This window comes from Actinomadura rugatobispora, assembly GCF_042656285.1.
In the GTDB taxonomy this organism is placed as follows: Bacteria; Actinomycetota; Actinomycetes; order Streptosporangiales; family Streptosporangiaceae; genus Spirillospora; species Spirillospora rugatobispora.
Genome location: NZ_JBHSON010000026.1, coordinates 51,204 through 69,717 on the forward strand (window position 1 = coordinate 51,204; position 18,514 = coordinate 69,717).

Below are 18,514 nucleotides of genomic sequence, written 5' to 3' on the forward strand. Positions count from 1 at the left end.
AGGACGAAGGTGACCACTGTGAACAGTCCTTCCGGCCCGCCCGGGAGCGCCGTGGCCATACCCGGGCGGGAAGGGGCATGGCGGGATCTGCGGTCGCTGCTGAGCGTGGAGCCCACCGGGCCGGACGCCTTCCGGGCGCCGGCGACCCTGACCAGCCGCAGGACGGTCTTCGGCGGTCTCGTCGCCGCCGTGGCCGTGCTCGCCGCCGGGCGCACCGCCGCTCCCGGGCAGATCCCGCACTCGCTGCACGCCCACTTTCTGAGGCGGGGGACTGATCACCCCTTTCTGGACATCAGTGTGCGCCGCGTACGCGACGGTCGCGCCTTCGCCGTCCGTGAGGTGGAGGTGGCCCAGGGAGGACGGACCCTCTTCGTCATGACCGCCTCCCTGCACACCCCCGAGGCGGGGGACGACTGGCACGCGGAGGTGCCGGCCGCCGATCCCGGCGCGGTGGTCCGGACTCTGCCGACACAGCGTTTGAGCGATGTGGGGCACCCCTTCGAGATCCGGCATTTCGCCGCTCCCCGGGCGGACGGGTTCGTCCCGCTGCATCCCCTCTGGCTGCGCCACCGCGCCGCCGTCCCGGACGACCCGCTGTGGCAGATCGCCGCGCTGGCCTACATCTCCGATCTCGGGGTCGTCATGGACGCCCGCCCGCCCGGTTCGTCGCTGCCCCACGACGTCATCGGCATCAGCCTCGACCACACGGTCTGGTTTCACAGGCCGGCGCGGGTGGAGGAGTGGCTGCTGATGGAGTGCGACCCGCTGAGCAGCAGCGGCGGCCGTTCCCTCGCCCACGCCCGCATCAGCGACCGGGCCGGACGCCTCGTCGCGACGGTGCTCCAGGAGGGGCTCCACCGCCGTGCCCACTGATCCGTCCCCCGCGACGGCGACATGGAGGAAGCGTTGATCGATGCTGAGCGCGCGGCGGCCGCGGCCAGACCGCGCGAGGTCACCTGGTCGGAGATGGTGGCCGCGGCCTACGACCACGGCCGGCCCGCCGCCGTGTACGGCGACGCGACCTGGAGCGGCCGCGAGCTTCTGGACCGCGCCGCCGGGGCGGCCGGCTGGCTGGACTCGCTCGACCTGCCGGAGGGCGCCCCGGTGCCCGCGCTCGTCGCGTCCTCGCCCGAGGCCCTCGCCCTGGTCATCGCGGGCGCGGGCGCCGGCCACCCGATCGCCCCCCTGGGGACGCGGATGACGGCGAGCGAGGTCGCGACCGTGGTCGCGGGCCTCGACGCACCGGTGGTGCTCGCCCAGCCGGAGTACGCGGAGCTGGGACGCGAGGTGGCGGAACGGACCGGGCGCCGCCTCGTGCCGCTGCCGCCGTTCGAACCGGGGGAGCGCCCGCTGGCCGCCCGGCCGGAGGACATCGCGATCGTCCTGCACACCTCCGGCACCACGGGCGCGCCCAAGGCCGTGCCCATGCCCCAATGGCGCCTGGCGGCCCGCGCGAGGGTGAACGGGGCGCTGTGCGAACTGGGCCCCGACAGCCTCTACGGGGGGAGCGCGCCCTTCCACCATCTCTCCGGACTGGGGAACGTCGTGGTCGCGCTGGGCGCGGGGGCCCGCATGACCGGGATTCCGCGGTTCACCGTCGAGGGCTGGCGCCTCCTGTGCGAGAGAGGCGCCACGCACACCAGCATGGTGCCCTCCATGCTGGAGATGCTCCTGGCCGCCGGGGAGCTCGGCCCCGCGCGCTGGCGGGTCCTGCAGTACGGCGGCGCCCCCATCCGCCCGGACACGCTGAGGGCGACGTACGCCGCGGTGCCCGGGGTCCGCATGCTCAACATGTTCGGGCAGACCGAGGGCTCGCCGATGTCGGTGCTGACGCCCGACGACCATCGTGCGGCGGTGGCGGGGCGCGAGGAACTGCTGCTGTCGGTCGGCCGGGCCGCTCCCGGCGTCGAACTGCGCATCGACAGGCCCGGGGCCGACGGCATCGGCGAGGTGCACGCGCGGGGCGACCACCTGTTCGTGCTGGACGGCGAGGGCTGGCTGCACAGCGGGGACCTGGGCCGGGTCGCCCCGGACGGCTACCTGTACCTCTCCGGCCGGCGCAGCGACATGATCATCCGAGGCGGTGAGAACGTGCATCCGCTGGAGGTGGAGACCGTACTCGCGGCGCACCCGGAGGTCGCCGACGTCGCGGTCGTCGGCGTGCCGGACCCGCGGCTCGGCCAGACGGTCGCCGCCTTCGTCGTGCCGGCCGATCCGGGCGCGCCGCCGGACCCCGAGCGGCTGAGGACCTTCGTCCGCGCCGAACTGTCCGGGTTCAAGGTGCCCGCGTACTGGCACGTCGTCACCGACCTGCCGCGCAACGCCAACGGCAAGGTCCTCCGCCGCGTCCTGCGCGACACCGTCCCCTAGGACGCGGTCGCCGAGGTCCTTCGAGGGCATGAGGCGGGGCCGTGCCCGGGTGTCCCGGGCACGGCCCCGCCGTGGTTCTAGGCGCCGATGTAGCTGGCGAAGATGTCGCCCTGGAGGAGCTCGCCGGGCTCGCCGTCGTAGCCGATCCGGCCGCGCCGCAGCACGTAGGCGTGTGTCGCGATGTGCAGCACCCGCTGGGCGAACTGGTCCACGATCAGCAGGGCCACCCCCCGTGCCGCGAGGCCCTCCAGGAACGCGAACACCTCGTCGACGATCACGGGGGCCAGGCCGAGCGACGCCTCGTCCACCAGCACCACCGCGGGGTCGCGCAGGAGCGCCTGGGACATGGCCAGCATCTGCTGCTGGCCTCCGCTGAGGGTTCCCGCGGTCTGGTCGAGGCGGCCCGACAGCGCGGGGAACGCCTCGACCGCCCGCTCGATCGCGGTGGCCCTGTCGCGGGGCGCGGCCTGGAGCGCGAGGTTCTCCCGCACCGTGAGGCTGCGGAAGATGCCGCGCCCTTCGGGGACGAAGCACAGCCCCCGTTCGGTGCGCCGGTGGGCGGGCAGCCTGCTGATGTCCTCGCCGAGCAGCTCGATCCCGCCCGCCTGGACGCGGTTCAGCCCGGCGGCGGTCCGCAGCAGGGTCGACTTGCCGGCGCCGTTGGCTCCGAGCAGGGCGACCACCGCCCCTTTCGGCACGGTCAGCGAGACTCCGTGCAGCACCATGGTCTCCTCGTAGCCCGCGCGCACGTCGTGCAGCGAGAGCGCCGCGGGCGCGGTCGCGCCGCCCGTGGCGTCGCCGGTCGTGCCGCCGGTCGCGGTGCCGCTCATCGCTGGGCCTCCTGAACGTTGTCGACGCTCCCGATCTCGCCCTCGCCCAGGTACGCCGAGCGCACCAGCTCCGAGGACCGGACCGCGTCCGGGTCGCCTTCGAACAGCATCTGTCCGAAGTCCAGGACATGGATGTGGGAGCACACGCGCATCACGAGGGACATGTCATGTTCGACCAGGAGGATCCCGACACCGCGTTCGCGGACGACCTTCTGGAGCACCTCGGCGAAACGGGCCGTCTCCTCCTGGTCGAGGCCGGAGGACGGCTCGTCCAGCAGCAGCACGTCGAACCGGCCCGCCAGGCAGCGCGCGAGTTCGACGAGGCGGCGCTCGCCGGTGGACAGCTCCCCGGCCTGGCGGTCGGCCAGGCGGGCGATGCCGCACAGCCGCATCGCCTCGCCGGCGGCGGCGCGGGTCCGCCGCCGCTGGGCGCGCGGCGCCGCCAGCTGCGACCACGGGCGGGCGCCGGCCAGGGCGCTCTCGTGGCCGAGCGCGACGTTGTCGGCGACGGTGAGCGAGTCGCACAGGTTCATGATCTGGAAGGTGCGGCCGATCCCGGCGCGCCCGCGGGCGGCCGGCGGCATCCGGGTGACGTCCCGGCCGTGCATGGTGATCTTCCCCGAGTCCGGTCTGATGAGGCCGGTGCCGGCGTTGAACAGGGTGGTCTTGCCCGCGCCGTTCGGGCCGATCAGGCCGGTGATCCGCCCGGTGGGCGCGTGCAGGCCGACCCCGTCGACCGCGGTGACGCCGCCGAAGCGCACCGTCAGCCCGCGGACCCGGAACCCCTCGCCCGGCCGGGCGGCGGCCGGCGCGGTCTCCCGGACGGGGGCGCCGTCGCCGGGGGCCTCGGCGGCGGTGCGACGTCTCCCGCCCAGGCGTTCCAGGGCGTCGCGAAGCCGCTCGGGGGCGGGCGGTGTGCCGCCCGCCATCGCGACCTGGACGGCGAACAGCCCGAACGCGGCGTTGAGCCAGTAGCCGGTGTCCGCGCCGGGGAAGTAGCCGGGGAGGATCGCGGTCATCCCGACGAAGATCGCGTACCACGGCCCGCCGAACGGCGCCAGCGCCAGCATCGCCAGCAGGATGATCGAGTGGAACGAGGTGTAGTGCACGTCGGTCGTCCCCGCCGAGTGCAGCGTCGCCCCGTAGAGGATGCCGGAGATCCCCGCGACGAAGGCGGAGAGGCAGAAGACGAGCAGCTTGGTGACGTTGGTGCTCAGGCCCGCCGTGGACACCGCCACCGGTGCCTCGGCCATGCCGCGCAGCATGCGGCCCAGCCGAGCGCGCTCCACGGCGACGGCGGCGGCGGCGATCACCACCACCAGCGCGAGGACGAAGTAGTAGAACGCCCGGTCGTCCTCGGCGAACGACGGCCGGGGCATCTCCCGGCCGTTGCTCAGCGGGGTGAACATCCAGTTCAGCGGGTAGAACAGCCGCTCCACCATGATCCCGAACCCCAGCGTCGCCAGCGCCAGGAACAGGCCCGACAGCCGGATCGCGGGCAGCGCGACGAGCGCCCCGACCGGGACCACGATCAGCGCGCCCAGCAGCAGTGCCACCAGCCATGGCAGGCCGTGGTCCACGGCCAACTGGGAGAAGGCGACCGCGCCGATCGCGCCGAAGGCCGCGTGGCACAGCGAGACCTGGCCCGAGGTGCGCACCAGCAGGCCGAGCGACAGGAACATCACGACCTGGGTGAGCCCGACGATGTAGAAGGTCAGCTTCGTGCCGGCGAAGAGGGGGACCGTCGCCAGCAGGGCCACCACCACGACCGCCGTGGCCAGCCGCACCCGGCCGGGCGCCTGCCACTGCGGCGGCGGGCGGTGCTCGACGATGGACGGCGGCCTGAGCCTGCGCTTGGGGGTGAGCAGCAGCACCGCGACCAGGATGAGGAAGGGCAGGCTGGAGGGGACGCCCGACAGCCAGGTCACGTCGAGCAGGTAGTTCTTGGTGATGTCACTGGCCACGCCGAGCGCGAGCCCGCCCAGCAGCGTCAGCGGGATGTTGGTGAACGCGCCGATGGCGGCGGCGCCGAACGCGGTGACCACCAGGAACGTCAGGGCGATCGGCTCCAGCCCCACCAGGGGCAGCAGCAGCACGCCCGACAGCGCGGCGAAGGTCGAGCCGATGAGCCAGGCGATCCGCCGGACCCGCACCGGGTCGATGCCCTTGACGTCCAGGAGGTCGGGGTCGTCCACCACGGCGCGCATCGCCAGCCCGGTCCGGGTGAACCGGAACAGGGCCCACAGCGCGCCGACGGCGGCCACCGCGATCGCCGCGGTGAACACGTACTTGTAGTGCACGTTGACCGACCCGAGGGCGAAGGACTCCTCGGCCTTCGGCAGGAAGCTCTCCACGCTGATGGGGTCCGGGCCGTACTTGATCGTTCCAAGGCCCTGGACCAGGAGGATCAGCCCCGCGGTGCCGACGATCTTCATGGGCACCCGCTGCGGGGCCAGCCGCCGCGCGATCAGCTCCATGACCAGCCCCATCAGGGGACCGGCCAGCAGCACGGTCACGGCCGCCGACACCTGCCAGCCGAGGCCCTGGTCGATGTGCAGCCAGTAGAAGAGGTAGGCCGCGACGGTGGCCAGCGCGCCATGGCCGAAGTTGAAGATCCCGGACGTCTTGTAGGTCACGACCAGCCCGGTGCCGATCAGGCCGTAGACGGCGCCGATCGCCAGGCCGCTGACGAGGAAGGGAATCAGTTCCTGCATCTCGGCCTCAGCCGGTCGCCGGGGCGCTCATGCAGTCGGTCTTGAGCGTGCCGCCGGTGACGCTGTTGCCGGACGTGCCCGAGAGCGAGGTGCTGGTGAACTCGCCGTTCTCCATCTTGTACATCCACAGGCAGTTGATGGCGGGCCCGTTCTCGCCCTCGGCGTAGGTCAGCCTCTGCGGCAGCAGGCCGCCGAGGTCCTCGTCCTTGAGCTTGTGCAGCCCGGCGATGATGTCCTTGCGGGTCGGCTGGTCGCCGATGCCCGCGGCGGCCTTGCGGGTCACCTCGAGAGCCGCCCAGACACTGGTGGCGGCGGGGGTCTCGAAGTCGGCGTCGGGGGCGTGCTTCTTCATGAGGTCGCGGAACTGCTTGACCGGCTGGTCCTCGGCCCACCAGGGGAAGCCCTGGATCCCGCCGGCGAGCTTGACGTTCGGCGCCTTGGTGAGCTCGGCGTTGACCGTGCCGGCCGAGGCCCCGAAGTACCCCTTGTAGCCCTGGGCGAGGCAGTCGGAGATGAGCTTGCGGCCCGCCGCGGGGGCGACCGCGATCTGGATGAAGTCGGTGCCCTGGTTCTTGAGCCGCAGGCACTCGGCCGTGTAGTTGGGGGCCGTCGTCGACACCGCCACCGACCCGGAGAGCTGCAGGCCGAACTGCTTGGCGGCCGGTCCGTGCAGCGTGGTGGCCTCCTTGCAGGCGGCGACCTCGGCGCAGTAGACGGAGGCCCACTTGGTGGCGCCGACCGCCTTGGCCGCGGCGAACTGGACGAGCACGGTGCCGGGGAACGCCTGCGGCGTGGTGGGGAAGTAGTTCGGGTACCCGGTCCAGATCTTGGTCTGGTAGCCGGTCGCGCCGATGACGGGGACGTCCTTGCCGCCGAGCGCGGCCGCCACCTGGTGCTCGGTGTTGGCGGCCTCGGTGGTGATCGACAGCACCTGCGGGTCGGCCAGGAGGTCCTTGGCGGCGGCGGTCGCGCTGGCGCCGTCGCTCTTCTCGTCCTTGACGATCACCTTGACCGGGTGCCCGGCGATGCCGTCGCCGGCGTTGATCCAGCGCTGCCAGGCCAGGGCCGCGTCGGCGCCGCTCTTGCTCGAGGAGGAGCTGGCCCCGGTCCGCGACACGATCAGCCCGATCTTGATCTCCGGCTTGGTGAGGGCCGGGTTGACGGTCTCGCTCGCCGCGCCGTCGCCGCCGTCGCCGCAGCCGGCGAGGACGAGCGCCGCGGCGCCGAGGCAGGCGGTTCCGAGCAGGCGAAATGGTCTGGTCATCAGACGTCTCCTCATAGGTGGGGCCGAGCGCGGAAGGAAGGGACGGCGGCCCCGAAGATCGCTCCAAGGCGCGTTCGGTGGTGAACCAGACGCGTGTGAGGAAGGTAACAGTACAACAAGAGCAAGTAAAGAGATTCGTTATATATTTAAGCTGTATGCGTTCATTCCACGCGTTGCGGACCCTGGGAGGCCGTCGTGAACGATTCGGATGCGGACCGGAGGCGCAGCAGGGCCGCGGCGCTGCCGCTGCGCGGGGACCGGCTGCGCGGGCGTACCGCGCTGGTGGCGGGCGGGGGTGGCGGGCCGGATCCCGACTTCCTCGGCACGGGGGCCGCCACCGCGCTCCTCTTCGCCGCCCAGGGGGCCACCGTGGGCGTGATGGACGTCTCCGCCGAGCGCGCCGAATGGACCTGCGCCCTCATCGGCCGGCAGGGCGGGCGCGCGCTACCGCTCGTCGCGGACGTGACCAGTGAAGAGGAGGTCGAGCGGGCCGCGCGGTCCCTCGTGGCCGAGGCCGGACGGCTGGACGTGCTGGTCAACAACACCGGCATCACCGGCGGCGCCGTGGACGCCCCGGACACGCGCGAGTGGGACCGCGTCGTCGAGGTCAACCTGCGCGGCACGATGCTCACGTGCCGCGCCGCGCTACCGCACCTGCGGGCGTCCGGCGGCGGCTCCATCGTCAACGTCTCCTCGGCCGCCGCCGTCCGCGCCTTCGGCAGCGGCGCCTACGGCGCCTCGAAGGCGGGAGTGATCGCGCTGACCGCGGACCTCGCCTATGCGTGGGGCCGCTTCGGGATACGGGTGAACTGCCTGGTGCCCGGTCACCTGCACACCCCGATCGGCGACCGCGGCGGGGACGAGGCGCGCGAGACGCGGCGCAAGGCGAACCTGCTGCAGGTCGAGGGCTGCGCGTGGGACATCGCCTGGGCGGCGCTCTTCCTGGCCGGCGACGAGAGCGGCTGGATCACGGCCGCGACGCTGCCGGTCGACGCGGGCTCCACGGCCGCGACGGTGCTGGGCATGCTTCCCCTGATGTGATCCGGGATCGCCGTTCCACCCGGTGCCGATGTTCTCGCGGGTGGAACGGCTTCTCGTCGCGGCGGGAGGCCCCGCCCCCGTCGCTCGGCCGCTCAGGAGGTGAGCAGGGGCAGCGCGTTGTCGCGCAGGAACTTCCTGCGGTTCTCCTCGCCGAGGTCGGTGACCTTCGCGAAGTAGTCCCGCGGGTTCGCCAGCCCCTCGGCGTGGGGCCAGTCCGAGCCCATGACCAGCGAGTCCACCGTGCCGAGCCGGTCGGCGAGAGCGATGACGTCGTCCTCGGGGTAGGGGACGACCTTGACGTGCCGGTGGAAGACGCGGCTCGGCCGTTCGGCGAGCTGGCCGCCCAGCCAGACGCCGTTGCGGCCCATGCCGCGGCTCTTGTCCATGTGCTTGAGGAAGTGCGGCACCCACTCGGCGCCGAACTCGCTGACGACGACGTTGATGTTGGGGTGGCGGCCGAAGAGGTTGTCGAAGATCAGGGCGGAGAGGGTGTCGGTGATGGGCCGCTCGCCGTAGGTGTTCTGCCACTGCCAGGCGGAGAACTGGAAGGGCGGGACCAGGCCCCAGCCCCAGTGCGAGGCGACGTTGGCCTGGTAGTGGAACTCGGAGATGTGGAAGGCGATGTTGGCCTTCGCCTCGTTCACGCGCGCCCAGAACGGGTCGAAGTAGGGGTCGCCGGGGGAGCGGCCGTAGGCGGGGCCGGCCGGGATCATGATGAACCTGGCCCCGGCGTCGAGCACGGCCTCCAGCTCGGCCACGGCGTGGTCGAGGTCGCGCAGCGAGAGCATGGCCGGCGCGTAGATGCGGTCCTTGTAGGCGAAGCCCCAGTCCTCGTTCATCCACCGGTTGAACGAGCGCAGGTTGTCGTACAGGGGCTCGACGCCGTCGAGGTAGGCCTCGGCGAGCAGGCCCCAGCCGCCGGGGTACATCAGGGCCCGCTCGATCTCCTGCTCGTCCATCGTGGCGAGGCGGGCGTCCCGGTCGAGGTACTCGTCCCTGAAGTCCTCGAAGAACCGCTCGGCGTCGGCCTCGTCCCCCTGGGAGCGCTGCCGGAGCATCTCGGCCAGGGAGCCGGGGATGTAGGCCTTGTCCAGGTTCTTGTGCTCCAGCGCGTTGATGACCCGGTGGTTGGCGAGCAGGACCTGGTCCCCGGAGGCGGTCTTCACCAGCTGCACGGCGGTGTCGAGCCTGTCCTTCGGCATGAAGCGGGTGAAGCAGTCCGTGGTCTCGTACGAGTGGGTGTCGAAGTCGATCATCTGGTAGGGGAGTGCGCCGCTCATCGGCCGTCCTCTCGCTAGCAGGGACAGGTTCCTCCAATATAGCTATATAAATAAAACTTGCTAGCGTTCAGGGCCCAAGTGGAGAGCTCGAAGGCGGAGGTGACGGCGGATGGCGTCGGTGGATGTGGCGGCCCTGCTGGTGCGGGTGGTCGTGGGCGTGACCATGGTGGCCCACGGATGCAACCATCTGTGGGGAGGGGGCGGGCTCGCCGGCACGGCCCGCTGGTTCGGATCGCTGGGGATGCGCCCTCCGCGGCTGCACGCGCTGCTGAGCGGTGCCGGCGAGATCGCGGCGGGCGCCGCCCTGGTGGCCGGGCTCCTCACCCCGCTGGCCTGCGCCTTCGTGATCGGGACGATGGTGGTCGCGGGGGTCACGGCGCACCGCGGGAACGGCTTCTTCGTGTTCAAGGACGGGTACGAGTACGTGCTCGTCCTGGCCGCGGCCAGTGCCGCACTCGCCCTGCTCGGTCCGGGGCGGTTCTCGGCCGACCGGCTGATCGGTGTCGACGACGCCCTGGACGGCGGGCCGGGGGCGGCGATCGCGGTGGGCGCCGGGGTGCTCGGCGCGCTGGTGCTGCTCGCCGCGACATGGCGGCCGGGGAACGTCGAGGTGGGCCGGGATGCGGGCAGCTGAAAACATTTCGCTGAATCAGTTGACTGATTCGACGATTCGGGCGATGATTCCGGTGTCGTAGATCACATCAGCGACGCCCCGCGCCGCGCGACGCTCCTCAGGCCGTGACCGGTGCCGCCCCGCGGGCGCCCGGGGCCCACTCGGAGCCAGCTTCCCCGAGCCCAGAACGAGGAGGGCATATGCCGGATGACAGATATCTCGAGCCCGAGGTGGAGACGATGCCCCGGGAGGCGCTCCGGGAGGTGCAGGAACGGCGCATCCTCGAGCTGCTTCCCGTCGCCTACGAGAACTCGTCCTTCTACCGGGAGCTGTGGGACTCCCAGGGCGTGCACCCGCGGGACGTCAAGTCCCTGGAGGACTTCCAGGAGCGCGTCCCGACCTTCGACAAGGACATGGTGCGCGAGTACCGGGCGCGCACCGGAGACGCCTACGGCGGGCTGATGTGCGTGCCCCCCGCGGAGCTGACCTCGATCACCTCCAGCTCGGGCACCACCGGTGATCCGGAGTTCTTCGCGGAGATCTGGGACGGCGCCCCGCCCCTGGTCACCGCCCAGCTGCGCGACCTGTGGGAGCTGGGACTGCGGCCGGGCGACCGGGTGCTGAGCCCTCCGGGGACCTTCCGGAACCTCATGGACTACGGCTACCACGCCCTCGGCGCGGTGGTGGTCTCCGTGGACACCTGGTTCGGGCGCATGCCGGAGGTCCTGGAGGCGGTGCGGCGCTACCGGCCCGCCTACATCCAGCTCATGTACCCCCAGCTGGTCGAGCTGGAGCATCTGGCGGACAAGTACGACCTGAAGGACATCTTCTCGTCGCTGAAGGGCGCCGCGTGCGCCGGGCAGCCGATCAGCCCCCGGATGCGGCGGAAGGTCCAGGACGAGTGGGGCATCGAGCTGTACGAGTACACGAGCGCGGCCGACACCGGCACCGCCTGGGAGTGCCGTGAGCACGACGGCTTCCACCTGTGGGAGGACACGGTCTTCGCCGAGTGCCTCGACCCCGCGACCACCGAGCCGGTGGCGGACGGGGCGATGGGCGAGCTGGTCGCCACCGACCTGGACAACCGGGCCGCACCGCTCATCAGATACCGCAGCGAGGACCTGGTGCGCCTCAGCCGGGACGGCTGCGCGTGCGGGCGCACGCACGCGCGCATGTGGGTGGCCGGCCGGCGCGGTGACGAGACCCTCGTCCAGGGGAGGCCGGTGGTGCTGCGCGACGTGTGGCAGGCCGTGGAGGCCGAGCCGGAGACCGCGGCCGGGGTGTTCCAGATCGTCCGGCCCTCGCGCGAAGTGGATCGGCTGCACGTCCGGGTGGGCTACGACCCCTCGGTCACCGCGGACACCGGCGACCTCGCCGAACGCCTGCGCGCGGGCATCGGCGAGCGGACCGGTGTCGAGGCGCGGCTGGAACTGCATACCGAGGAGGACCTGATGTCGACCGTGCGGAGCGTGGCCAAGTTCCCGAGGGTGGTGAAGAAGTGATGGTGCGCAAGGACACCCTCGCCCGCGCCTGCCTGCTCGACCACCCGGCCACCGCCTACATCGTCCCCGTCAGCCGGCCGGACGGGATCACCGAGTACGAGGTCACGTGGGACGATCTCGCCCGCGACGCGGCCTGGACGCAGGAGCGGCTGCGGGCCCTGGGCCTCGAACGCGGCCACCACGCCCTCATCACCTTCTCGGGGCACGAGGGGGTCTGGTTCCAGCCGGTCATCGAGGCGCTGCGCGATCTCGGAGTGACCTACGGGACGGCGGAGGCCATGGGCTGGGACCACACCCGTACCCGGGTCTTCCAGCGCGAGCTGGAGCTGCGGGCGGTGCTGGGGCTCTCCGCCGACACCCTCGAGGCGCTGAGCGGTCAGGCCATGATCGGTGACCTCTTCCGCGGCACCCCCGTCGTCCTGGCCCGCCCCGGAGCGGCCGAGCGGCTGCGCGAGGCCGGCGTGCCGGCCGGGATCATGGCTCCGCTGGGGCCGGCGCTGGCCGTCGAGTGCGCGGAGCGTTCGGGCGCCCACGTCAACGGCGCGGCATGGGAGGTGGTGGAACGGGACGGCGCCCTCGCCGTGGCCGCCGCCTCCGAGCGGCGCGCGACCGGGCGGCAGGAGATCGCTCTCGACGTGGTGGGCCGTGTGCTCACGGATCGCTGCGCGTGCGGAAGCGACGACCCCCGCGTGATCTTCGGCTGAGCAGGACATGAACGGGCACGGCCCCGGACACGGCGCGGAGACGCCGTCCGGGGCCGCGTCGTTTCCGGTCGACGCTCTGGGACACGCCATGGGGAGCTCGCCGGGTCAGATCCCGAGCCTCTCCAGGAGGCGTTCGTGGGACGCGGACGGCCCTCCGAACAGCAGCTGTGAGGACTTGGCCCGGCGGAAGTACAGGTGGGCGGGGTGCTCCCAGGTGAAGCCGATGCCACCGTGGACCTGGATGTTCTCCGTCGCGGCGAACATGTACGCGCGGGAGCAGGTCAGATGGGCGGCGGCGGCCGCCACGGCGAACCCCTCGTCCCCCAGGTCGGCGAGCCGCGCGGCCTCCCGTGCGGCGGCCCGGGCCAGTTCGAGCTGGACCAGCATGTCGGCGCACTTGTGCTTGACCGCCTGGAAGCTGCCGATGAGGCGGCCGAACTGGACACGGGTGCCGGCGTAGGCGGTGCTGCTCTCCAGGCACCGCGCGGCGCCGCCGGTCTGCTCGGCGGCGAGTCCCAGGGCCGCGAAGTCGAGGACGCGGGCCATCAGCCGGCCTCCCGCGCCGTCGGTGCCCACCGGCGTGGCGGGGGTGCCGTCGAGCCGGAGCCTGGCCATGGCCCTGGTCGCGTCCAGCGTCTCCATCGGCTCCGCCGTCAAGCCGGGGGCCCCGCGGTCGACCGTGAAGAGGGACGGCCCGGCCGTGGTGCGCGCGATCACCAGCAGCAGGTCGGCCGACGCGCCGTCGATCACGAACGACTTCGTGCCGGTCAGTTCCCAGCCACCGGAGGGGGCCTCGCTCCGGCGGACGGCCCTGGTGGTGATCTGCACCGGGTCCCAGGCACCGGTGCGCTCGGCGACCGCCAGCGCGGCCGTCGTCGTCCCCGCGGCGATCCCGGGGAGGTGGCGGGCGCACGCGTCGGAGTCTCCCGAGGCCAGCAGCGCCCGCGCGGCCAGCACCACGGTCGCGAAGAACGGCGAGCAGACCAGGGCCCGGCCCATCTCCTCCAGCACCGCGCCCAGGGCGACCTGGCCGAACCCGTCGCCCCCGTACTCCTCGGGGATGGCGAGCCCGGGCAGGCGGAGCTGCTCGGCCATCTGCGCCCACACCTGGGGGTCGTACCGGGGTTCGCTCTCCATCGTCTTGCGGACGGCCTCCTCCGGCGACTTGGCCTCGAGGAAGGACCGGACCGCGGACCGCAGCTCGTCCAGCTCCGTCTCGGAGAGCTCCACGACGTCCGTCATGACGTGCCCTTCTCCGCTCCGGACCGGCGCAGCTCGCGGAACGGGGACCTGGTGTCGATGCCCGGCTCCTTGGGAAGGCCGAGCACCCGCTCGGCGAGGATGTTCTTCATGATCTCTTCGGTTCCTCCGAGGATGCGCAGGGCGGGCGTGGCCAGCAGCAGCTCCGACCACGCGTAGGTGCCCCACTCGCCCGAGTCGGCGATGGCGCGGGGACCGAACACGTCGGTGACCAGATGCGCGGCCCGGGTGAGGTTCTGGGCGTACATCAGCTTGGACACCGACATCTCCGGGCCGGGGGCCACGCCGGCGCGCATCGCCCGCCTCGCCCGCGCGTTGAGGTGCTCGGTGGCCATCACGTCCGCCAGCAGCTCGGCCACCCGGGCCCGGACGCCGTGGTCGTCCAGCGTCCAGGTCGCGCGCATCACCGCGGCCAGCCGCTCCGGCGACAGCGCCGCCGCGGCGGGCCCGCCGTCGTCGCCGCCGACGGTGGCGCGCTCGTTCATGAGCGTGGTGAGCGCCACCGTCCACCCGCCGTCGACCTCGCCCAGCCGGTGATCGTCCGGCACCCGCACCTCGTTGAGGAACACCTCGTTGAAGTCGGACCCGCCGGTCATCTGGCGCAGCGGGCGCACCTCGACGCCCGGAAGCGTCATGTCGACCAGGAACGCGGTGATGCCCCTGTGCTTGGGGGCGTCGGGATTCGTGCGGGCCAGCGCCAGCCCGATCCGGCTGTGGTGCGCCACCGAGGTCCACACCTTCTGGCCGCCGAGGATCCACGCGTCGCCGTCCCGGACGGCGCGGGTCTGCACGCTCGCCAGGTCGGAGCCCGCCTCGGGCTCGCTGAACAGCTGGCAGGCGATGGCGTCGCCCCGGTACATCTCGGGCAGCCAGCGGTCCTTGACGTGCGGCTGGGCGTGGGCCAGGATCGTCGGCCCGATCATCCCCAGCCCGATGACGCTGAGGACGCCGGTGTCCGGCACGCCGTACTCGGATTCGACGGCGTTGTAGACCATCTCGTGCACCGGGGTCAGCCCCCGGCCCCCGTACTCCTCGGGACCGGTGATCCAGCCGAAGCCGTTCTCGTAGCGGGTGCGCTGCCAGTCCCGCGCTTCCTGGATCTTGCGCTTCTCCACGTCGGGCGGATCCGAGCTGAAGTAGGCCATGCGGTCGTCGCCCGTACCCCAGGCGAACGCCGTGCCTTCTCCCTCGCGCCCGGCCGCGCCCGGGGCGCGGGCGTCGAGGAAGGCGCGGACCTCGGCGGTGAACGCCGGCAGGTCGCCGGCGCCGCCGCCGGTGTCGTGGGCCATCGATGTGCTCCTTGGACGTTTCGTTCGACCGCGCGGTCAGGTGGTCGGGGGCGGGCCGGGCGACGCGGGGTCGCCCGGCGCCGCCCCTCGGGTGATCAGGTGGACAGGATGGTGACGGCGGAGACTCCCGGCGCCCCGTAGAGGTGGGTGTAGCCGACGCGGGGCGCGCCGGGGACCTGCCGCGCTCCCGCGGTGCCCCGCAGCTGGTGGACGATCTCGTGGATCTGGCGGAGCCCGGACGCGCCGATGGGCTCGCCGTTGCCGATCAGGCCGCCGTCGGTGTTGACCGGGAGCCGGCCGCCGGGTTCGGTCGCGCCCTCGGCGATGAGACGCTCCTGCTCGCCGTCCTTGCAGAGCCCGGTCTCGGCCATGTGGATGATCTCGGAGCCGGCGTCGGTGTCCTGGAGCTGGGCGATCTGGACGTCCTCGGGGCCGATGCCCGCGGCCTCGTAGGCCGCCCGGGACGCGTCCACGCTGGGGCTCGGCGCGGGCTCGCCGGCGGGCATCGAGGGGCTCTGCACCTCGAAGGCCCCCAGCCTGCGGCTGCGCATGACGCTGGCCCGGACGCGCACGGGAGTGGAGGTGTACTTGTGCGCCTGGTCGGCGCGGCACAGCACCACGGCCGCCGCGCCCTCGTCCGGGCCGCAGTACATGTACTGCCGCAACGGGTGGTTGAGGACCGGAGAGGCGAGGATCTCCTCCTCGGACAGCGGGGTGCGCCGCCACGCCTTCTCGTTGCCGGAGGCGTTGCGGAAGTTCTTGGCCGCGACCCTGGCCAGGGTCCGCTCGGTGATGCCGTGGTCGTGCATGTAGCGGTTGATCTTCATGCCGAAGAAGTGGGTCGTGAGGAACATGCCGGTCTGCCCGTACCAGTCGGGGAGACCCGCCACCGAGGGGTGCGCCGCGAACGCCCCGCGGGGATGCTTGTCCATGCCGATGGCGATGGTCAGGTCGTGCTCGCCCGTCTCGATGGCCTTGGCGGCCATCGAGACGGCGATGCCGGCGGTCGCGCAGCCGTTGAACACCCCGCGGAGGGGGAGGCCGGTCGGGCCCAGGCGGCCCACGATCGCGTCGGGGTTGGCCACCTCGAGGCTGCCGATGAAACCGCCCTGGATCTGGGGCCAGGTCACGCCCGCGTCAGCGAGCGTGAGCCGGACGGCCTCGGCGCCCATGTCCATCGCCGACTTGCCCGGGAACCGCCCGAAGGGGTGCAGGCCCACACCGATGATGACCGCTTCCATCATGCCTCCTCGGCGGTGGCGCCGGCGGGCGCGAACGCGAACGTCAGGATCTGCGTGCCGTCGTCGGCGACGCTGTAGGGGACCACCACCATGCGCATCGGCTGCCCGATGGTCAGGGCCCGCGGGTCGGGTTCGGTCAGCCGGGCCTCCACCAGCACGCCGTCCGGGAGCTCTATGTAGCCGACCGTGTACGGCTGGAAGGTCTCGGCGGTGTCGTTGCCGTCGTAGGGCGGGGACGGCGGGCGGAACCCCTGGGTCGTGAACGTCCAGAGGGTTCCCCGGTTCGACAGCGTCCGGCGCGCGGCCTCGCCGCTTCCGCAGCGCGCGCAGTGGCCGGCCGCCGGAAAGGCCACCAGCCCGCACCCGGCGCACTGCGAGCCGATGAGCCTCGGCTCGTCGGAGGGCCAGGTGAAAAGCTCCTCGGCGACCGGCCTGGCCTTGGTCTTCGTCATCGACGACTCCTTCACTCCGGGCCGGGCCCGGCGATGTCATCCTGTCCGCAGGGTAGCGAAAAAGAGATAGATATGTAAATTAGTTAGCCTTTTTAGTGCCTGTGCCGGCCGGGCGGGCCGGGGGCGCGCCGGAGTGGTGTGCGTCACGGAGGCGCGCTGTTGACCGGAACGGCCGTGTCATGGGTGCCCTGCTAGGCTTGTTGTGCTAGTCAAAATCATCTGACTGTTGTTGCAGGGTGTGCGGAGGGGTGTCGGAAGTGGCTGAGGTGGCGCGATCTGTTCCGTCGGCGGAACTCCCTGCGACAACGGTGCCGGCGCGCGCGCGGGTCGGGCGCCGGGTCCGGGTGCCCAAGACGGCCGAGCTGGTCGCGGGCTCGCTGCGCCGCCAGATCATCCGGGGCGAGCTGGCGATCGGGGACGCGCTGCCGTCGGAGTCGGCCCTGATGGAGCAGTTCGGGGTGTCCCGGCCCACGTTGCGCGAGGCGTTCCGGGTGCTGGAGTCGGAATCGTTGATCACGGTGCGCCGCGGGGTGCACGGCGGGGCGCGGGTGAGCGCCCCCGACCCCGAGGTGGCCGCGCGGTACGCGGGGCTGATCCTGGAGTACCGGCAGACGTCGGTGGGCGACGTGTTCGGGGCGAGCGCGATCATCGAGCCCGCGTGCGTGCGGGTGCTGGCGCAGAAGCCGCCGGCGGGTGCCGTGGCCCAGCTGCGGGAGGCGCTGGAGGCCGAGAAGGCCGCACTGGAGGACCCCGACGCCCTGGTGGCCGCCCAGGACCGGTTCCACGGGCTGCTGGTGGAGCTGACCGGGAACCAGACCCTGATCCTGCTCGCCGGCATGCTGCGGTACATCGTCGACCGTGCGAACGCCGCGCACGTCGCCGTGGAGGGCACCAACCCCGAGCACACGGCGCAGGCGCGCAAGGGGCACCGGGCGCATGTGCGGCTGGTGAACCTGATCGAGGCGGGCAAGGCCGAGGAGGCGGCCAAGCTGTGGCACCGCCACATCACCGCCGCCGATGACGTGGTCAACGCCGCCGGCCCCAAGACCCTCCTCGAACTCCTCGACTGACACCCGCCGCGACCGGCACCCACCGCACATGCGCCGCCGTGCCCTCAGAGGTCCAGCGGGTTCTTCCGGGCGACCGCCTCGAAGTCGGGGCGGCGCTTCTCCCGGTGCGAGGCCAGGCCCTCGCGGACCTCATGCCCGCCGAACCCGAGGAACTCCAGGCCGAGGGAGGCCTCGAAGATGGGGGCGGCGGAGCGGTACCAGTGGTTGAGGGAGCGTTTGGTCCAGCTGATGGCGCTGACCGAGCCCGCGGCGAGCTTCGTGGCCACCCGCAGCGCCTCGTCCTGCACCTCGGGGTCGTCGACGCACCTGGAGACCAGCCCGATCCGCTCGGCCTCCTCGCCGGTGAGCGTCTCGCAGGTCAGCAGGTAGTACTTGGCCTTGGCCATGCCGCACAGCAGCGGCCAGCAGATGGCGGCGTGATCGCCCGCGGCGACGCCGAGCCGGGTGTGCCCGTCGACGATCTTCGCTGTACGGCCGGCGATGGAGATGTCGGCCATCATGCCGATCACCAGCCCGGCTCCGACCGCGGGCCCGTGGATGGCCGACACCACCGGCTTGGCGCAGTCCAGCACCCCGTAGACCATGTCCCGGGCTTCACGCATCACGCGGACGCGCACCGCGTAGTCCTCGGTCATCGCCTCGATGGAGTCGAAGGTGCCGCCGGCGGAGAACGCCTTGCCGGCGCCCCGGACGAGAACGGCGCGCGTCTCCTCGTCCCGGTCGATCACCGGCCACACGTCGGCCAGCTCGCGGTGCATCCGCGGATCGACGGCGTTGAGATTGGGGGCGTCGAGGACGAGGCGCAGCACGCCCGGGGCGGGACGGTCGAACTTCAGCGAGCTGAACCCGTCGTAAGGGTCGGTCATGGGATCTCCTGTTCGGAC

Annotated in this window: 16 protein-coding genes; 7 read left to right on the forward strand and 9 right to left on the reverse strand. The window is 72.3% G+C overall.

Features of this window, described 5'->3' with window-relative positions:
• The first annotated feature begins 18 nt into the window (after positions 1-18).
• Both ACFPZN_RS19890 and ACFPZN_RS19895 read left to right on the forward strand, forming a co-directional pair.
• A complete protein-coding gene (locus ACFPZN_RS19890; RefSeq protein WP_378283524.1) occupies positions 19-873 on the forward strand; it encodes an acyl-CoA thioesterase in 855 nt (284 codons plus the stop codon).
• A 33-nt stretch (positions 874-906) separates the two neighbouring features.
• Positions 907-2,370, forward strand: a complete 1,464-nt coding sequence (locus ACFPZN_RS19895; protein ID WP_378283525.1) for a class I adenylate-forming enzyme family protein — start codon at positions 907-909, stop codon at positions 2,368-2,370.
• Positions 2,371-2,447: 77 nt separating this feature from the next.
• Here ACFPZN_RS19895 and ACFPZN_RS19900 read toward each other — a convergent pair whose 3' ends face one another.
• The 3 genes from ACFPZN_RS19900 to ACFPZN_RS19910 are packed head-to-tail and all read right to left on the reverse strand — an operon-like array spanning position 2,448 to position 7,178.
• The gene (locus ACFPZN_RS19900) at positions 2,448-3,200 is read right to left on the reverse strand and encodes an ABC transporter ATP-binding protein (RefSeq protein WP_378283526.1); all 753 of its coding nucleotides are present in this window, start codon (positions 3,198-3,200) and stop codon (positions 2,448-2,450) included.
• Positions 3,197-5,914, reverse strand: coding sequence for an ABC transporter permease subunit (locus ACFPZN_RS19905; RefSeq protein ID WP_378283527.1), 2,718 nt, complete (start codon positions 5,912-5,914; stop codon positions 3,197-3,199). The genes ACFPZN_RS19900 and ACFPZN_RS19905 overlap by 4 nt, the downstream gene beginning before the upstream one ends.
• Before the next feature lie 7 nt (positions 5,915-5,921).
• Complete coding sequence (locus ACFPZN_RS19910; RefSeq protein ID WP_378283528.1) at positions 5,922-7,178, reverse strand: ABC transporter substrate-binding protein; 1,257 nt, start codon at positions 7,176-7,178, stop codon at positions 5,922-5,924.
• Positions 7,179-7,373: 195 nt separating this feature from the next.
• Between ACFPZN_RS19910 and ACFPZN_RS19915 the strand changes: the two genes are divergently transcribed.
• Complete coding sequence (locus ACFPZN_RS19915; protein ID WP_378283529.1) at positions 7,374-8,219, forward strand: SDR family NAD(P)-dependent oxidoreductase; 846 nt, start codon at positions 7,374-7,376, stop codon at positions 8,217-8,219.
• 92 nt (positions 8,220-8,311) lie between these two features.
• Here ACFPZN_RS19915 and ACFPZN_RS19920 read toward each other — a convergent pair whose 3' ends face one another.
• Positions 8,312-9,499: an amidohydrolase family protein gene (locus ACFPZN_RS19920; RefSeq protein WP_378283530.1), complete on the reverse strand. Its 1,188-nt coding sequence runs from the start codon at positions 9,497-9,499 to the stop codon at positions 8,312-8,314.
• A gap of 109 nt (positions 9,500-9,608) precedes the next feature.
• Between ACFPZN_RS19920 and ACFPZN_RS19925 the strand changes: the two genes are divergently transcribed.
• From ACFPZN_RS19925 to ACFPZN_RS19935, 3 genes are all read left to right on the forward strand, one after another.
• Entirely contained in the window at positions 9,609-10,133 is a 525-nt protein-coding gene (locus ACFPZN_RS19925) for a DoxX family protein (protein ID WP_378283531.1), read from the forward strand.
• 179 nt (positions 10,134-10,312) lie between these two features.
• Positions 10,313-11,614, forward strand: coding sequence for a phenylacetate--CoA ligase family protein (locus ACFPZN_RS19930; protein ID WP_378283532.1), 1,302 nt, complete (start codon positions 10,313-10,315; stop codon positions 11,612-11,614).
• On the forward strand, positions 11,614-12,318 hold the full coding sequence (locus ACFPZN_RS19935; protein ID WP_378283533.1) for a hypothetical protein: 705 nt from the start codon (positions 11,614-11,616) through the stop codon (positions 12,316-12,318). Before ACFPZN_RS19930 ends, ACFPZN_RS19935 begins: the two co-directional genes overlap by 1 nt.
• 105 nt (positions 12,319-12,423) lie before the next feature.
• On the opposite strand, the gene ACFPZN_RS19940 is transcribed toward ACFPZN_RS19935, so the two are convergent.
• From ACFPZN_RS19940 to ACFPZN_RS19955, 4 genes are all read right to left on the reverse strand, one after another.
• Entirely contained in the window at positions 12,424-13,560 is a 1,137-nt protein-coding gene (locus ACFPZN_RS19940) for an acyl-CoA dehydrogenase family protein (protein ID WP_378283534.1), read from the reverse strand.
• Positions 13,557-14,867, reverse strand: coding sequence for an acyl-CoA dehydrogenase family protein (locus ACFPZN_RS19945; protein ID WP_378283535.1), 1,311 nt, complete (start codon positions 14,865-14,867; stop codon positions 13,557-13,559). The genes ACFPZN_RS19940 and ACFPZN_RS19945 overlap by 4 nt, the downstream gene beginning before the upstream one ends.
• 95 nt (positions 14,868-14,962) lie before the next feature.
• Positions 14,963-16,111 (reverse strand): thiolase family protein, encoded by a 1,149-nt coding sequence (locus tag ACFPZN_RS19950; RefSeq protein ID WP_378283536.1) that lies wholly within the window; start codon positions 16,109-16,111, stop codon positions 14,963-14,965.
• Positions 16,108-16,560, reverse strand: coding sequence for a Zn-ribbon domain-containing OB-fold protein (locus ACFPZN_RS19955; RefSeq protein WP_378283537.1), 453 nt, complete (start codon positions 16,558-16,560; stop codon positions 16,108-16,110). The genes ACFPZN_RS19950 and ACFPZN_RS19955 overlap by 4 nt, the downstream gene beginning before the upstream one ends.
• Positions 16,561-16,868: 308 nt before the next feature.
• Between ACFPZN_RS19955 and ACFPZN_RS19960 the strand changes: the two genes are divergently transcribed.
• A complete protein-coding gene (locus ACFPZN_RS19960) occupies positions 16,869-17,630 on the forward strand; it encodes a FadR/GntR family transcriptional regulator (protein WP_378283538.1) in 762 nt (253 codons plus the stop codon).
• Positions 17,631-17,674: 44 nt separating this feature from the next.
• Here ACFPZN_RS19960 and ACFPZN_RS19965 read toward each other — a convergent pair whose 3' ends face one another.
• Entirely contained in the window at positions 17,675-18,496 is an 822-nt protein-coding gene (locus ACFPZN_RS19965; RefSeq protein ID WP_378283539.1) for an enoyl-CoA hydratase/isomerase family protein, read from the reverse strand.
• Between the last annotated feature and the right edge of the window lie 18 nt (positions 18,497-18,514).

Coding starts and splice junctions, on each gene's coding strand:
- ACFPZN_RS19900 (WP_378283526.1), bottom strand. CDS start 3,200: ATGAGCGGCACCGCGACCGGCGGCACGACCGGCGACGCCACGGGCGGC.
- ACFPZN_RS19905 (WP_378283527.1), bottom strand. CDS start 5,914: ATGCAGGAACTGATTCCCTTCCTCGTCAGCGGCCTGGCGATCGGCGCC.
- ACFPZN_RS19910 (WP_378283528.1), bottom strand. CDS start 7,178: ATGACCAGACCATTTCGCCTGCTCGGAACCGCCTGCCTCGGCGCCGCG.
- ACFPZN_RS19920 (WP_378283530.1), bottom strand. CDS start 9,499: ATGAGCGGCGCACTCCCCTACCAGATGATCGACTTCGACACCCACTCG.
- ACFPZN_RS19925 (WP_378283531.1), top strand. CDS start 9,609: ATGGCGTCGGTGGATGTGGCGGCCCTGCTGGTGCGGGTGGTCGTGGGC.
- ACFPZN_RS19930 (WP_378283532.1), top strand. CDS start 10,313: ATGCCGGATGACAGATATCTCGAGCCCGAGGTGGAGACGATGCCCCGG.
- ACFPZN_RS19935 (WP_378283533.1), top strand. CDS start 11,614: ATGGTGCGCAAGGACACCCTCGCCCGCGCCTGCCTGCTCGACCACCCG.
- ACFPZN_RS19940 (WP_378283534.1), bottom strand. CDS start 13,560: ATGACGGACGTCGTGGAGCTCTCCGAGACGGAGCTGGACGAGCTGCGG.
- ACFPZN_RS19945 (WP_378283535.1), bottom strand. CDS start 14,867: ATGGCCCACGACACCGGCGGCGGCGCCGGCGACCTGCCGGCGTTCACC.
- ACFPZN_RS19950 (WP_378283536.1), bottom strand. CDS start 16,111: ATGATGGAAGCGGTCATCATCGGTGTGGGCCTGCACCCCTTCGGGCGG.
- ACFPZN_RS19955 (WP_378283537.1), bottom strand. CDS start 16,560: ATGACGAAGACCAAGGCCAGGCCGGTCGCCGAGGAGCTTTTCACCTGG.
- ACFPZN_RS19965 (WP_378283539.1), bottom strand. CDS start 18,496: ATGACCGACCCTTACGACGGGTTCAGCTCGCTGAAGTTCGACCGTCCC.